The organism is Alteromonas sp. 76-1, assembly GCF_900654235.1.
In the GTDB taxonomy this organism is placed as follows: Bacteria; Pseudomonadota; Gammaproteobacteria; order Enterobacterales; family Alteromonadaceae; genus Alteromonas; species Alteromonas naphthalenivorans.
Map to the genome: position 1 here is coordinate 2,579,128 of NZ_LR136958.1, position 16,236 is coordinate 2,595,363.

Annotated in this window: 11 protein-coding genes; 2 read left to right on the forward strand and 9 right to left on the reverse strand. The window is 42.9% G+C overall.

The window, feature by feature from the left end; genetic code table 11:
* Nucleotides 1–60: 60 nt before the first annotated feature.
* From ALT761_RS11085 to betB, 4 genes are all read right to left on the reverse strand, one after another.
* Nucleotides 61–2,418, reverse strand: a complete 2,358-nt coding sequence (locus ALT761_RS11085) for a TonB-dependent receptor domain-containing protein (protein WP_129738689.1) — start codon at nt 2,416–2,418, stop codon at nt 61–63.
* A 70-nt stretch (nt 2,419–2,488) separates the two neighbouring features.
* Entirely contained in the window at nt 2,489–3,706 is a 1,218-nt protein-coding gene (locus ALT761_RS11090; RefSeq protein WP_129738691.1) for a BCCT family transporter, read from the reverse strand.
* Nucleotides 3,707–3,809: 103 nt separating this feature from the next.
* Nucleotides 3,810–5,480: a choline dehydrogenase gene (betA, locus tag ALT761_RS11095; RefSeq protein WP_129738693.1), complete on the reverse strand. Its 1,671-nt coding sequence runs from the start codon at nt 5,478–5,480 to the stop codon at nt 3,810–3,812.
* Complete coding sequence (gene betB / locus ALT761_RS11100; protein ID WP_129738695.1) at nt 5,480–6,943, reverse strand: betaine-aldehyde dehydrogenase; 1,464 nt, start codon at nt 6,941–6,943, stop codon at nt 5,480–5,482. The genes betA and betB overlap by 1 nt, the downstream gene beginning before the upstream one ends.
* An 827-nt stretch (nt 6,944–7,770) precedes the next feature.
* Between betB and ALT761_RS11105 the strand changes: the two genes are divergently transcribed.
* Complete coding sequence (locus ALT761_RS11105) at nt 7,771–9,144, forward strand: hypothetical protein (protein ID WP_129738697.1); 1,374 nt, start codon at nt 7,771–7,773, stop codon at nt 9,142–9,144.
* Here ALT761_RS11105 and ALT761_RS11110 read toward each other — a convergent pair.
* The 5 genes from ALT761_RS11110 to ALT761_RS11130 all read right to left on the reverse strand — a co-directional run bounded on the left by ALT761_RS11110 (nt 9,141) and on the right by ALT761_RS11130 (nt 14,996).
* Entirely contained in the window at nt 9,141–9,434 is a 294-nt protein-coding gene (locus ALT761_RS11110) for a DUF3325 family protein (protein ID WP_172602878.1), read from the reverse strand. The genes ALT761_RS11105 and ALT761_RS11110 overlap by 4 nt on opposite strands.
* Nucleotides 9,434–11,116, reverse strand: a complete 1,683-nt coding sequence (locus ALT761_RS11115; RefSeq protein WP_232043436.1) for a PepSY-associated TM helix domain-containing protein — start codon at nt 11,114–11,116, stop codon at nt 9,434–9,436. Before ALT761_RS11115 ends, ALT761_RS11110 begins: the two co-directional genes overlap by 1 nt.
* Nucleotides 11,113–11,394 (reverse strand): hypothetical protein, encoded by a 282-nt coding sequence (locus tag ALT761_RS11120; protein ID WP_129738704.1) that lies wholly within the window; start codon nt 11,392–11,394, stop codon nt 11,113–11,115. The genes ALT761_RS11115 and ALT761_RS11120 overlap by 4 nt, the downstream gene beginning before the upstream one ends.
* 36 nt (nt 11,395–11,430) lie before the next feature.
* Nucleotides 11,431–13,890 carry a TonB-dependent receptor gene (locus tag ALT761_RS11125; protein ID WP_129738706.1) on the reverse strand — a complete coding sequence of 820 codons (2,460 nt, stop codon included), beginning with the start codon at nt 13,888–13,890 and terminating at the stop codon, nt 11,431–11,433.
* Nucleotides 13,891–14,018: 128 nt separating this feature from the next.
* Nucleotides 14,019–14,996, reverse strand: coding sequence for a LysR family transcriptional regulator (locus ALT761_RS11130; protein WP_129738708.1), 978 nt, complete (start codon nt 14,994–14,996; stop codon nt 14,019–14,021).
* A gap of 234 nt (nt 14,997–15,230) precedes the next feature.
* On the opposite strand from ALT761_RS11130, the gene ALT761_RS11135 reads away from it, so the two are divergent.
* Nucleotides 15,231–16,076: a DUF4437 domain-containing protein gene (locus ALT761_RS11135; RefSeq protein WP_129738710.1), complete on the forward strand. Its 846-nt coding sequence runs from the start codon at nt 15,231–15,233 to the stop codon at nt 16,074–16,076.
* The last annotated feature ends 160 nt before the right edge of the window (nt 16,077–16,236 follow it).

Sequence of the window (16,236 nt, forward strand, 5' to 3'; positions counted from 1 at the left end):
TTGCGGCTTTATTATTTTTATTCTAAAGCGCTATTGAATAGCGCTTTTACACTTATTGAATTACATCGCAACGCGCACGTTGAAAGAAGCGATGCGAGGGGCACCAATCCATCCAGCGTTTGCAGCAATAGAACCAAGGTAATCTTCATCGAACACATTGTTTACAGTAAAGCTTAGCTCTACGCTATCAATGCTACCGCCAATGTCGTAAGCCGTTTTACCTAAATACAGGTCGCTTACAATGTAAGAGTCAGTTTCTTGTGTATTAGCTTGGTCTAAGAAGCGCTCACCTACATATTTTGTGCTAATGCCAGCGTAAAAATCACCTTTGGTGTAATCAAAACTAACCACAGCCATATCTTCTGGCGAGCCTATCACGGTATTACCGCTAACGCCTTCGTCAGTATAAGTTGAGTCGTTTTTAGTATATGAAACATAGATGCCTAATGAATCGGTAATGCTGTAATCAATTGATGCTTCAATACCATCAGATTCAATACCACCGTCATTGATGTAGCCGCCTGCAGCAGATTCTAAGAAATCGATACCGTTTACGTCTTCGTTACTTACAAAGGTAATGCGGTTTTCAAATTCAATCGTGTAATACGTTAAACTTGCATTGAACCCACGCGTTGAATAACGCAAACCGAAATCGATATTGTCTGCGGTTTCTGGCTCTACCGTACTGATATCAGTGTCGTCACGCTCTAACACCGCATCTTTTACCGCTGCAAAGTTCTCTGCATATCCACCGAAAAGCTCTAAACCGTCAACCGGTAAAGGTGCAACGAAACCAGCAGAAATAAGTACATCTGAGTCAGACGATATATCTAAGTTATTTTCAGGGGTAAACTGGTCTTCTTTAGACACATCAACGTTAAACTGCTTTGCGCCTAAACGAATTTTAGCGAAGCCTGCATCAAGTTCGTTTTCAACATAGTACATAAGGGTTTCAACAGGAAACTCTCGGTCGTACTGAATCCAATAAGGGGTGTTTTCGTAACGAGCGCTTGTTGAAGCATCAATGGTTTTGTGCCAATCGCGGTATTCGTCACGCTGATAATCTTCGTACCAAAAACCACCACGAACTACGTTGTCCATATCGGCAATAGTCGTATGCCAAACAAAATCACCGTTTATGCCGTAACGCTTTTTGTTGTAATGAGTGTGACGATTAGAGCTTACTGCAATAGCGCCCTGCTCATAACAATTTGGATCAACTTCAGCGCCACCACCACCATAAGGTGAACTGATTGAGCTGACACAGTTATCAATAGGTGACAACGCTTCGCCAGCACTATTAACAAAATAGATTAGGCCTAGGGTGCTGCCGCCGTTTACGGTGCTTGAAGTATTTAATTCAGAGTTTGCATTACCTGCGCCGTCATCGGTTACATCGGCAATATAGTATGGGTTCCACTTACCAGTACCTTCGTTTTCGTGATAATAAACGTTAGTACTAAAATCAACACTGCCCACTGAGAAATCGGCTTTTAGATAGGTGAAGAAGTTCTCACGCTCGGTAACCCACCCTTCGCGAAACACCTGATCTTGATAAGGAATACCCGACCACGTATCAGTTAGGCCATCCCATTCAGGGTTTTGAGCATACTGGGCTAAACCATAAACACGTTGATAGGTGTATTCTTGTGCATCGTCGTAACTCACGTAGCCAGTAAGGTCTACTTCACCAACTGTACTAATGATTTTACCTTCTAAATGGTCACGGGTATTCGTAATCGACCCATCCATGTAATCATCATTTTGCTGAGTAGACAGTGAAAGCCATGCGAACGTATCTGGGGCAATCTCGCCCGTGTCGTAACGAACATAAACTTTACTACCGTTGTATTCTGCAAACGTAGTGCTTACTGTTAGTTGCTCGTCTAGTGCAGGCATGATGGTTGTGAAATCCATCGTACCGCCTAGCGCTTCATTCGAACGAGAGCTAATATCAGCGGTACCCTGTGAAACCTCAGTACCACGTAAGTTTTCAGTATCGATATAACGGCTGGCTTTAGTACCACCACCATAGTTCGAGTTACCGTTGGCAATGCCATCAACAGTCATCCCAATCTGCTGAGAATCAAGGTTAACCTGAAAACCACGAATTGAAATCGTTGTAGACCATTCATCAGAACCAAATGGGTCGCCTTCAGTTACCAATACACCTGGCAAATTGTCGATTAATGCCAATGCGCTAGTCATCGGGGTCTGTTGCTTTTTCATTTCTGTAGAAATTGCGCTGTTAGCGTATGAAACATTACGCCCAGTTACTAATATTGATTCAACATCCTTGTCTTCTTTATCTGCTTGCGCTTCCGCTTCTTGAGCTAATGCGTTTATTGACGTCAAAGACATCCCTGCAAGTACAGATAAAGCGATTAAGCTTCGTTTTTTTGGCACATAAGTGTTCATAAAACTCCCGTTGTGTGTTGTGTTTTATTTTCTGTTATTAGATAGATAGTGATGTTTTTATTTGAGGCTCTTACGGCCCTGAATCTATTTTTGTAAAATCGATTTCGTTGTCTTCAGGAGAACTATCGATATTTTTTACGGTTTTAGGTTTGCGATACAGCATGAAAAACGCACAGCTGAAAAACAGGCCGATGACTAACGCCCCTACCCACTGAATTTGTAAAAACTCGAATTTAAAAAGCAGTGTCAGCAAGGAAAGCATGACGACATTCATGGCAATATATTTAAATCTGCCAAATCGCTTCACCGTTAAATTTAAGTTGTCTGTGTACAGGCGAATTAGCGAATCTAATGAGTTAATAACAAATACAATCCCTACGAAGGCCATCGCAAAATTCTTTAAGCCCGTGGTGGGTATGCCAGCTTCGTGATATTGATAAATAACGCTAAACCATACCGCGATAGGTATTGAGGGAAATATCAGCATGGCACCTAGCACTTGATAGGTGCGTAAACCACCTACAAAACGCGAAGTGAACTGCCCAATCATGATGCTCCACGCGAACCACCAAAATAGGTAAAACTCGTGGTATTCGTTTAGCGGCAATACGAAGTGTTCAATGTTTCCAAAGTAACTGCCGATGAGTTCTAAATTATGTGTAAATGCGGCAATTTGGCTGTCACTTCCCAAGAAGGCCCCCGCCCACATGAAGCCGATTAACGCAATAAACAACCATGTGGTAGAGATACTTAATAACCGTACATATTTAATGTCGGTGCTCGAGTAAACCGCAAAGCAGATAGCCGCGAACACGATGAAATAGAAAATTGGAATGATAGATTCGCCATCGCCGATAGCAGGTAAATACCAAGGTAAATTCGACAATAGTAAAAACGCGGTAAAGGCGCAGGTTCCAATAATGACCACGTTATTAATGAATTTAACCAGTGGTATTTCGAAGAACTTAACCTTGGGTTCTACCACGCAGAAATAAAAGCAGGTAAGAAAGTAAAAGCCCCATATTAGGAAGCCCCAATAACCAAACTCAATCGCAATAGGATTGGTAAAGGCGTATTCAGGGTTCGCTGCTATGTTTGCATAGCCACCGAACTCGGTAAGCGGAAACATGATTAGGCCTACATCTAAGCCCGAGGTAAATAGAATAGCAATGAAGGTGAAAAGCCTTACCGGTGTTACACCGATACACTTCACATTTCCCCATTTAACAAGAATAACCACAATGGCCAATAGGGTGAAAATGATCCCAGCATTAAGCCATAAGGTCATTACTAGCTCCCCAAAACAATCGGTAATGCTTCATCTTTCTTCCTGTTGTTATATTTTTCATACGTACCAAAAATGCCTTTTTGGTGCGTGTAGGCCGCTCAGATTAAATCGCTGCATTACGCTGAACCGTTTCCCAGTTAGTTGATGTAGCAACGCTAACTGGTGAATGTGCTAGCGCTGGCTTGCCTAGTATTAAGTCAGCCGCTTTTTCTGCCACCATAATAGTGGGCGCGTTTAAGTTGCCATTAGGTACGGTTGGGAAAATTGAAGAATCCACCACACGTAGCCCCTCAATACCATGCACTTGCGTATTGGAATTCACTACTGCCATGGCATCTTCACCCATTCTGCACGAGCATGACGGGTGATAAGCACTTTCGACCGCTTGGCGCACAAAGGCGTCAATTTCTTCATCGGTTTGAATATGCTTACCTGGTTGAATTTCATCTTCTCGGTAGTCGTCAAACGCGCTTTGTTCAATGATTTCACGGGTTAAACGCACGCAGGCACGAAAGCCTTCAATGTCGTCTTGATGCTGCAAGTAGTTAAATTGAATTTTGGGTGCGTCGGTAGGATTAGCCGTTTTAATAGTAACGGCACCACGGCTTTTAGGCTTATTGTGACCAACATGCACTTGAAAACCATGACCATCAAAGGCACTACGTCCGTCGTAACGCATGGCCGCTGGTAAGAAGTGATACTGAATATCTGGCCATTCAACACCAGGCTTCGAGCGAATAAACGCGCAAGACTCAAAATGGTTGGTGGCACCTAACCCTTTGCGGGTAAACATCCAACGTGCACCAATTAGTCCTTTTGAAATCAGCCCTAATTTACCGTTAAGCGTAATAGGCTGTTTGCACTTGTACTGGAAGTAAAATTCCAAGTGATCTTGTAGGTTTTGCCCTACCCCTGGCAAATGGTGCTTAACGTCTACGCCTGCTGCTTTAAGGGTGTCGCTGTCGCCAATGCCAGAAAGTTGTAAAAGGTGTGGCGAGCCAATAGAACCCGCGCTTAGCACCACTTCTTTATTGGCTTGTGCGGTAACACGTTTACCGTTTACGCTGTACTGCACACCCACCGCTTTTTTGCCTTCAAGTAAGACCTTCTCAGCCAGTGCACCGGTAACAAGCGTTAGGTTTTTGCGCGATTTAATCGGGTCTAGGTATTCACGACTGGCTGAACTGCGCACGCCGTCTTTCACGGTCATGTGCATTGGACCAAAGCCTTCCTGCTGGGCGGCGTTATAATCAGCCGTTGTAGCGTAGCCCGCTTCTTTTCCCGCTTCTATAAAGGCGGTGTATAAAGGGTTGGCCATTTCGTTGCCATTGTTAACCCCTAATGGCCCATTGCCACCCCGATATTCGTCGTTCCCTAGGTAAAAAGACTCAGCCTTTTGGAAGTACGGTAAGCACGCTTGGTAGTTCCAGCCTTGTGCGCCGTGTTCTTCCCACTCATCGAAATCTTTTGCATGGCCGCGAACGTACACCATACCGTTAATTGATGAAGAACCTCCTAATACCTTGCCTCGTGGGCAATGCATTTTGCGGTTATCAAGAAACGGCTCTTCTTCGGTGTGGAACTGCCATGCATATTTGTCGCTATTCATGGGAATAGACAATGCCGTGGGCATTTTAATAAAAATGCTTTTATCACTGCCGCCGGTTTCTAGCAAAAGTACGTTATTGCTTGCGTCTTCTGATAGTCGGTTAGCCAACACACACCCTGCAGAGCCAGCACCTACTATGATGTAATCATATGCTTGCTTACTCATTAAAACGGGCTCTCTATGTCGGTCATGCCCACATATACTGATTTGGTTTGGGTGTAGTGATCGAGTGTTTCAATTCCATTTTCGCGGCCAATGCCTGATTGCTTATAGCCGCCCACAGGCATTTCAGCCGGTGAATTACCATAGCTGTTTATCCAACAAATACCGGCTTGCAGCTTATGGATAACGCGATGTGCCCGTTTAATATCTTTGGTAAACACACCTGCAGCCAAGCCTAAGTGGGTATTGTTAGCTCGCTGAATAACATCCGCTTCGTCTTCAAACACCAACACACTCATAACTGGGCCAAAGATTTCTTCTTTAACAATAGTCATCTCGTCGGTGCAATCGGTGAATACAGTAGGTGCCACAAAGTAGCCGTTTGGCGCAGATTCAGGGCTAAGCGTTGTACCGCCCGTTAGCACGGTAGCGCCTTCTTCAACACCTTTATTGATGTAGCTCATCACTAAGTCTTGGTGATTTTTAGAAATAAGTGCGCCTAAATTCACGTTTGGATCGAGCGGGTCGCCAGCCACTATGTTTTGTTCTGTACGGGTTTTAAGTTCGTCAATAAAGGCTTGGTATACCGATTTATGCACGTAAACTCGTGTACAGTTTGTGCAAACTTCACCTTGGGTATAAAAGTTACCCAGCATGGCGGCACCTACTGCTTGCGATACGTCGGCGTCTTCAAACACCAACAATGGTGATTTACCACCAAGTTCCATGGTGACGTCTTTTAATGAACCGGCTGCACTCGCCACTACCTTTTTGCCCGTACCGACTTCGCCAGTAAAAGACACTTTTTCAATATCTGGGTGTTGGGTTAACCATTGGCCAACTTCTGCTGCACCTTGTACAACATTAAACACGCCAGCGGGTACGCCCGCTTCAAAGAAAATTTCAGCTAGTTTAATAGCACCTAGAGGTGTTTCTTCTGAAGGTTTAAATAGTAAGGCGTTACCTGCCGCTAAAGCTGGGCCAGACTTCCAACATGCAATTTGTAATGGGTAGTTCCAGGCACCAATACCTGCACAAATGCCAAGTGGCTCTTTACGTGTGTAGTAAAAGTCGTCGCCTACCATTTGCTGTTGACCTACTTGCGTAGGAGCAAGGCCAGCAAAGTATTCAATGACATCAGCACCGGTTACAACGTCTACACACTCGGCTTCTTGCCAAGGTTTACCGGTATCTAGCACTTCAATTTTAGCCAGCTCATCATTTCGTTCACGAAGTAACGCCACCGCTTTTAATAGAATACGGCTGCGCTCAACCGGTGTCATAGCAGACCAAGTAGCAAAGCCTTCTTTTGCGCTTGCTATTGCCGCTTGTTGTACCGCTTCGTCTGCCACTTCAACATGGTAAATAACGTCGTCGGTAGCAGGGTTTTTAACCGCAAACGTCTCACCACTGCTATTAGCAATGAACTTGCCGTGAATAAAATTTTGATAAACTGGAGTCGTCACATTAAAACCTATTTTGATAACTATCAGCAGCTTAAAACCCACTGATATTGTTCAAATTTACTTCGTCAGGCGTGCTTACCGCTTCACGCAGGCCTGATCGCTCGAAATAACACACATACCGCTTAATTAACGTCTTGAATCCGTTATTTATGCTTAAAACGTTTACAAACAGCGTTTTCACTAACGCCTAAAATGCTTTGCAAGCGTTATACAGCGGCTAACTGAAAGATAGATTAAAGAAGCCCCTCTATTCAGTATTGAAGACTAAAAAAGAAATCTAACTTTATATGAGAAATGTGTATTTTTTATTAATTGATCGTTCAATAAAAATAAATACTAAGGGATTAACACTAATAATTCAACGTTGACATAGGCTGAATTTGTTGAAAAATGATTTGAGCTAAATCTAAGACGCTTTGTTTGAATCCGAACGGACAGGTCAAAATGCGCTCAATATGCTGTTTTATTAGCTTAACTCTTTCGATTTTGGTTTATTTATAAACAATTCAAAGGAGGGCCTATCATGGCCTGCGAGAACATTCGCTTTTTAGAATTACCGATTAGGTTGAACACGAACAATTTCTTACGCTAAGTACCAACCTATAAAAAGGTTACAAAACAACCAGAAAAATTCGAAGAAGTCAGTCTTATTTCATAAGTGGACGGACAGAATTAGTTAGTTCGACTCGTTTCAAAGTGCAATAGCGCGCTATCAGTGGTGATATCAGTGCGATATAATTCGTAGTATTCTTCGTAACAAAACCAAAATAGTGCATACTTTCGTAAGAAGCGGTAACACTGTGATGAATAAGGCGAAAATTACCTAAGTGCACAAAATTAAACTCACGCAAGATGAAAACCTGTCTTTAAGAGTCGATTATCAGCTATTACCTAGTGATCATCAGCGTCTCGACCTGTTTTTTTCACTGCCTGATGAAATGGGTATTAGCTCGAAGACCCTTACCGAAGAACAGTATTTTCACCACAGTATTCAAAACCACAGTGCTTATTATTCAGATAAGTTGCATGTTCCTTTGGTTCGAAGCCGCTTTATCAGTCAGAAAAAAGGCGAGCAGAGTGATTACCGCTTAAATTTAAACTTGTACTCGTATCAAATCCGTACCGCACTCGACACAGACGTTAAGCAAACGCTGAAGATTAAAGATAGCAAAACGTTTTATCCTCAAGCTATCGTATTAGCAGAGCAAACCTCAGATCTGTTAAAAAAACTTAGGCGTTACACCCCTTCTGATGAAAAACTACGGGCGTATTTTGAGAATGCCGATAATTATTTGAGTTGGCAGGTAGAGCAGTCTTTTTTAAAGCTATTGTCCTCTGCTCCAAAAAGTAGTGATTATTCCAGTGAGCGAAAATTTCTTTTCGATTTCTGTCGCCGAGAAAATCAATACCGCGCAGATAATCAGTACAATTCGCAGATTACGTTAGACGATCCAAACCGTATTACGAATAAGATGCGGCTATTACAGCGTTTAATTGAATACGGCGTGGTATTTCAAAAGAAAACGAAAAGCCTTAATACTTATTTAAACCGCTTGGTTAAAGGTACGGTAACCGCTGTGATCATGGCGGCGGTAATGGTTTTAGTGCTAAACGCTCGTACTAATTTCACTGAGGTGACGGTGGCCTTCGTAGGTATACTGGGGGTTATTTACGGGTTACGGGAAATCTTTAAAGAAGACATTACACGGGTAATTTGGCGGCGTATTCAAAAGGGTTTACCGAAGTGGAAGATCATTTATAGCCACAGCGTAAACAAAAGCAGAATAGCCACCCAAACTATTTGGCTTGAATACATTCGTAATAGAGATTTACCTAAGCAGGTTGATAGACTGTATCAAACCCGTAGGCAGCAAAACAAACAGGCCGCTCAGCTGTTACATTTTCGCAGCGATACTCGCGTGAATGCGAAAAGCTTCCTGCCTGGTTACGATGACATACAACAACGTATTTACTTCAACCTTACCCCTTTTATTCGTTTTTTGAAAAAAGGCGAAGGTAGGCTGTATTCGCTAGACAACAACAAAATTACTAAGCAGGCTGTAGAGAGACGCTATCAAATAAACGTGGTGCTAATGCATACTGACAAACAAAAGCACCAGCAAGTACAGCGGTTTAAAATAACCCTAAACCGCTCTACTATTATCAATATTGAAGCGCTGGAAGTACGTGAAGCAGATTAGCGCGTACTTTTTTCACTAATGACCAATGCTACCCCCAAAATAGCCGCGGCCATTAAACTAAACCACCAAACAAGTGCTATCGATATTGGCATTGACGACGACATTGCTGCATAAATCGTCGCAACCAATGACAGCATGACTACGATCCAACCACTAGCCGCCATTGCTTTTTGAACTAATACCTTATTTTTTGTACGACTCAATTTAGAAGCGACTAGCTTGAAGTGCTTGTTGCTAGCCAAGGCGAGCAATGTAATACCTATAAATAATAAACCGGCGACAACTAGCACTATGGGCGCCCCCCTTTGCCAACGGTATTGTTCATTGGCGGGTTCTCTAACCTACCCTTTAACCAATGCGCTAAAACAGCGAAGCCACTCCCAGCTAAAACAAATGCAATAATAAAACTTAAGTAAGTGACATCCATCGTACTGAATGCATTCAGTGTTCTGTCAAAAGGCATACATATTCCAACCACAGCCAGCCCCATATAGCTTACGGCAGCAACCAATACTTGTTCAAACCACGCGTTTTTTGCAGGCCTAAAAATGGCGTGTAGCAAGCAACATAGCCAAGCAATAAAAAATGCATTAATTTCCATATTAGCTCGGTTTAAGGTGTCGGCAGCGATAAGCCGGTTAGCAAGCAAAAAAACAGGCGTTGCAATGGCCATTCCCATAATGGCAGCGATGTTGCCCTTTTCCATAATGTATAACGATAAAGGCCTACGCTTTTGCCCTTTACCAAGGTTTGTACGCCGCTGATTAACCCAAACAATTAACCCCGAGGCAATAAGCACGCAGCTCAATACCCCCAAGCCAAAAAGTAACCACCGTAAACCAGTGGTGGCAAAGTTCGCTTGGTGTAACCCATACATTATTCGCCTGAAAGTGGCGGGTGCACTTTCATCTGCATAGCCTTCAAGAGGCGTTGCGGTATAACTTGAATAAACAAGTCGGTCGGCGCGGTTCGAAACCGTTAGGCTTTTAGTGCGTTCAATAATAAAGCGGCTATTTTCGTTACCCGGTGCTTCTACCGTGATTCGCTTAATCGCGTGTGGCTCTTGCCATTGTGCTTTTAAGCTAGTCAGTATGGCTGAGTACGCTATCGATTTGCTTAGCGTATTTTCAGAGGCGCCTGCTGCCGAGCTTTTTACCGAGCCTGCTGCCGTATTTGTACTATCAGTAAGTGGGGGAAGCGATGGAATGATTGCTTTATTCACGCCCCGCTCGCCTTGTTCAAAATGCATATTTGCCGAAAAAGGCATGTACATTATGGCGTATATCATAATGGCACTAATACAAATCATTAAGCAAAAAGGTAGCGTTACAATGCCAACCAATGCATGAAGATCGGAAGTCCATTTTGTAATCTTGCCTTTGCGTAAGGTAAAAAAATCTTTGAAGAAACGTCTATGAGTATAAATTCCACTGAAAAGAGTAAGCAGCATAGCCATAGCGGCTATTCCGGCGATATAGCGGCCGCCGTAACCTCTAAGTTGCAACGTATAGTGGAAATTCCTGAAGAACAAACCACCTTTCGTATCAGTTGTTGACTTAAAAGGCGTAGCGTCTTTGTTAAAACTCACCCTATGGCGTGTTTTCCCCTCACGCCACTGAACATACCAATGCTGTTCTCTGGCGGTAGGTAGATAAATTCGCCATGAACTAGCGCTTTTGCCATGTTGTTGTAAGTAGTTTAACGATTGTTCTATCTGGTATTGCTGACTCTCTTGAGTCACCTTTGTATTAGTCTGCGTATTGGCCTGCGTATGGCTCGCCTTCTCTACCACAACATTTCGGTCAAACCCATCGCTTACAATAACCTGCCGCTCTGGCATCATCCAATACGTAATTTCTGGGGTAAAATAACTTAGCGTACCCGTTACGAAAATAACGAATAACAACCAGCCAGAAATAATGCCTAAGTAGGTATGAAGCCAAATCATTGTTTTTCTAAATGTTGTTTTCACAATACGTCTACCAAGGGCAAAAATAGCACGGCTAATGCGATAATCAGAGTACAGCTAATAAGCCATCTCACAATGTTCGATACCGCGAAACTAGAAATAAATAGAATAAAAAAAGCGACATAACTCATCATGCTAGCAGTGAGCACAGCTACGCCTTTGTTGATATGCAATAAATGCACGAAAGAATAGGTTAAGTAAATGGATAATAATGCGGATAGCACATAGCCGCCAATAATGGCGGCTATGCTACGCAGTATAACAGCTACGTTTTTATTCAAGCGTTTTAATACCTGTCTTACTATAAATGCCTACGATTAAAAGCGGTACGCAACCGTTAACTTGGCATTTCGTTCTTCACCAGGAAGACCACCAAGGTACATAGCGCTACTATAGTAATCGGTATTATCAAGGTTTTTGATATTTAGCTGAACATCCCAGTCGTCAGACACATAGCTAATTGCAGCATCCCATACTGTGTATGAATCTACGAAGGCGTAATAAATACCAAACGCAGATGCTGAAATAGTACGCTCATCTTCATAAGACACACCAACACTGAATTTTACGGGTGCAGGTAATGCGCTGAATGAATGACTGTAAGTTAACCACGTGCTTGCCGTTTTTTCGGCAATACCTTTGGTTTGCTCTTCATCAGTGCTGCTAGCAAAATTACCCGGTTCTGTTACCGGCTCTTGGTACGTAGCATTAGTGTTAAGCGCCCATTGCTCATTAATGTCGAAGTTAATATCAATTTCAACACCGGTAGTACGCTCTTGCTCATCGTAGTAGAACTCTGGAACATCAATGTTGTACGCTGGGTCGTCAATATTGTCTTCATACAATGGGTTAGTGTATTGCAGGTTCGTTCTTGCGGTATCGAATACCACGATTGAACCAAGTAACTGTTCAGATAACGCGGTAAAGCGTAAACCTAAATCCCACGAGATTGACTCAGAATCAGGGCGATTGCTCTCTTCGCTCAGTGAACCTAAGACACTGTAAGCGGTTCTACCTTTTGAATGGTTAATAAAGGTAGAGATATTCGGTGTTACTTTATAGGTTAAGCCTAAGTTGTAAGTGAAACCGTCATCGTCAGCATCGTACTCTGGGTTACCATCGCTATATTGGTTCAAATAGGTTTGTTTAACCGCACCATAAGCACCGCCGAAACGACCTGTTAGATATTCATTGAAGTACAACACTTCTTGAAAACTTACGCCCCAGCTAGATACGTCTTTTTCATACTTGCTACGCAGCGATGGGTTGTAATCATCGAACGTACCCGTTGGCCAGTTTGGATTACGAATATCCAAAATGTAAGGCACTGCATCACTTCGTGTATCGTCAGCATCCCAAATAGACCACTGCGCGTAGGACATTTCGTGATCTTCGTAGTTCGCGCTAAACAGATGCTCACCTTCAACGCTGCCAGCCGACCACGTATTCGTAACATCAATAAAGTATTGCCATACTTTTTCGTCAGCCACAATGTTTCGGTATTCTTGCCTGCGAGCAGCAAATGGGTACAACACATCGTCAATAACTAACGGCGCACGTGGCTCCAAGTTGATTACATCTGTGCGTTCCGTATACACATAGTTGTATGCACTAGTTTGGCGAATATAGTCAGTTTCGTATGTACGGTATTGTAATTGCTGAGTCAGTGTCCAGTTATCCGCTAAGTTCACATCTTGGCGTATTTTGATACGAAACTCTTTGCCTTCATTTGGCTCTGACAATGGTGAAATAAGACTGGTATCGCCTAAATCATAGGGTTGAACACCATCTGTAGAGGTTAGCGAAGCTGCAAGCTCTGCTATTTGCTCATCGGTAAGCTGCAAACCGCCGCTATCTACGTCGCCATTAACTAAATCTGACGCGGTAACACTACCAGCCTCAGCATCTAATAAAGTTAAGTCGATTAAGCGTACCGGATGACCGATAGAGTCAATTTGCACCGCATCGTCGATATATGCTGCGGAAATTAAAAATTTGTTGTCGGGAGAATAGTCATATCGCAATGAAGTATAAAGCTCGCTTCGTTCATCACTAAGTCCACGATAGCCGTCTGATTGTTCATGATTAGCCACTACGCGATAAGCCAATGAGTCATTTATGGCGTTTGTTGCATCAAACATAAGTGAGTAACTGTCCCAGCTACCTATCGATGCTTCTATCTCGTATCGCTCTTCAAACTGAGGCTTTTTCTCAATAAGGTTGATAATACCGCCCGCTTCACCCATACCGTAAAGACCCGTTGCAGGGCCTTTTAACACTTCAATGCTTTCTACATTAGTCATTGAACGTGTTGGGTTGTAGCTATTGCCTAAATCTGCACCAGCATAAATACCATCGTAGGTATAATTTACACCTAAGCCACGAATAGCAAGATTATCGCCAACGCCGTAGTTATTGCCATCTTGGGTTAAACCACTAATGTTACGAATACTTTCTTGCAGCGTGTCGACGCCCTGCTCTTTTAGTAAGGTTCCATCAACCAGTACTACAGCCGCAGGCGTTTCCATTAAGCTCATGTTCGACTTAGTAGCCGTACCGGATTCTAATATCAGTCTGTTATGACGACCGTAAACAGTAACAATATCTAGGTTTTCGTCTGTTATCGTTTGCTCTATCTGTGCTTCTTCACCGCTTTGCTCTAAGGACGTAACATCCTGTGATTGAACAGCTTGAGCCGAGATTGCAGTGGTATAAAAAAGGGAGAAAATCGCAGTAGCTGCGCTAATTTTAGTCGTGTGTGTACAGTTTATGTGCATTATGTGTCCATTATATAGTTGCAAATGATAACCAATCTCATTATCAAGCGCGCATGGTAATTAAACACATTTTTTAATTCAACTACATTTACAAAAAATCCTTATTTTACTACTCGCGATGCACGTAGCTACTCGGTGCTTGGCCAATCAGATTCATCTATTATGTCTTTCAAAATCAGCGCTTCTCTTAGCGTACTAATTTTCATCTTAAGCTCATCACGAATTAAACGAATTGCAGGCGTAATAAGTTGCCTGCTAGGTAGCACTAGCCACATTTCAGTAAGCGGTACGTGATAAGCTGGCATAATCCGTTGAAGTCTCCCGGCCAGTAAATCCTCTGCAATATCAATAACGGACTTCTTTGCGATACCCACCCCATCAACACACCATCGGCGCACAATGTCGCCATCATTCACTGCGCGGTTACTTTTTACTTTAACTTTGAATTTCTCTTTACCTTTCTCTTTACCGTCCTCTCCACCTTTGTAGAGATCCCAACCGTCGTGGGTTAGCTCGTACAATTTGTAAAGCAATGCATTGTGATTTGCTAATTCTTGGGGGCTAGTAGGTTCTCCATACTTTTCAATATAGTGTGGCGAAGCACAAATAAAGTGTGGGATATTGCAAATTTTAAACCCATACATATTGAGCTCTTGTACCGCGCTTTTGGTCATGGCTCTTAGCGCAACATCTACCCCGTCGCGGTAGAAATCCACACGACTGTCACTTACCTGTAACCTAACAGATACGTCTTCATGTTCCGCCATAATGTCGTTTAGCAAAACCCGCATTAGGTTTCGGCCCATCTCTGAAGACATGGCCATCTTTACTTCGCCGTTAATGTCTTGCTGCTCTTCACTGATACGCATAACACCTTGTTGCAGTAAGTCTAGTGCTTGCTGACATAAGGGGAGAAAACGCTCACCTTCAGGAGATAGCCGTATTTTGCGGGTAGTTCGCACAAACAGTTGAGTACCAACGTCTTGCTCTAACCGTTTTAAAGCTACGCTTGCGGCAGATGAACTTATGTCTAGCTGGTTCGCTGCAGCAGTTATTGAATGCAGTTCTGCCACCTTAAGCAATACTTGCAAGTCTTCTATCTTCATAACATTTTCTTTTTCATTTAGTAGAATTTAGTTCTATTAACGCTATCGTTGTGTATTTACAATGGCATAAATTTTAGTCAGATTTATCTCATTATAGCTAAAATCAAATCAATATCTTCAATCAAGGCAACTATTATCCACGTTTTAACGAAAGTGTATTGACGATTTGCCCATTTATCCACTGCCTTTCAGCCCATAAAATACCCTCAAGCAATCAAGTTAAAGGGTTTAAAAATGAAATTCACAGTTAAAGCAACATCGCTCGCGCTCGCATTTTCAAGCGCAGTGGCATTTTCAACATCATTTACAAGTACAACAGCCTTTGCCGCAGAAACCGCATCTAGGGTCGTAGCAGCAGATGATATTGAATGGGGTTACCTTAACCCGCTTCGTGGTGATAAGAGCCCAGGCGCAGCCGATCTTTGGGGAGACCGCACTAAAAATACCGCAACCGGTATGCTGGTGCGCTTTAATAAAGGTTTTGAATCTCCACCGCATATTCATAATATTACGTATCGCGGCATCGTGATTGACGGTGCTATGCACAACGACGATCCTAGTGCAGGTAAAATGTGGATGCCTGCTGGTTCTTTTTGGACCCAACCTGCTGGCGAAGATCACACCACAGCAGCAAACGGTAGCGCCAACCTAATCTACTTAGAAATTGATTCTGGCCCTTATTTGGTACAACCGTCTAGTGAGCATTTTGATAATGGCGAACGCCCGCTAAACCTGCATAAAGACAATATTGTATGGCTTAACGATGGCGAGCTGCACGACATAACTGCAGCAGGTGTCTCGTCTACTTATTTGTGGGGCAGCACCGCCGATATGAATGGCTCAATGATAAAATTACCGGTTGGCTTTAAAGGCACTATTGGTACACACGCCAGCGAATTTCGCGCTGTCGTTATAGCTGGCGACGTTGATTATCATTCAGTAGATATCACATTACCGATATCGTTAAGTGCAGGTAGCTATGTAGAGTCTACTGGCAACTTCAAGCATCAACTCGTGAATGAAGGTCAGCAAGAAGCGACTATTTATATTCGCACTAATAGTGCTTACCGCGTTTTCTAATAACCATAGAGAGTGAATTAAGCCTATAGTTTTAAAGGGCTAATTCACTCGCCCATTTTTTGGTCAGCTAGGTTGGGTCAATCACTATGGCAAAATGAAACTACTTGTTTGCTGCTGATCTATATATATATTTAACAAAATAAGGTCTTAAATCTCGATA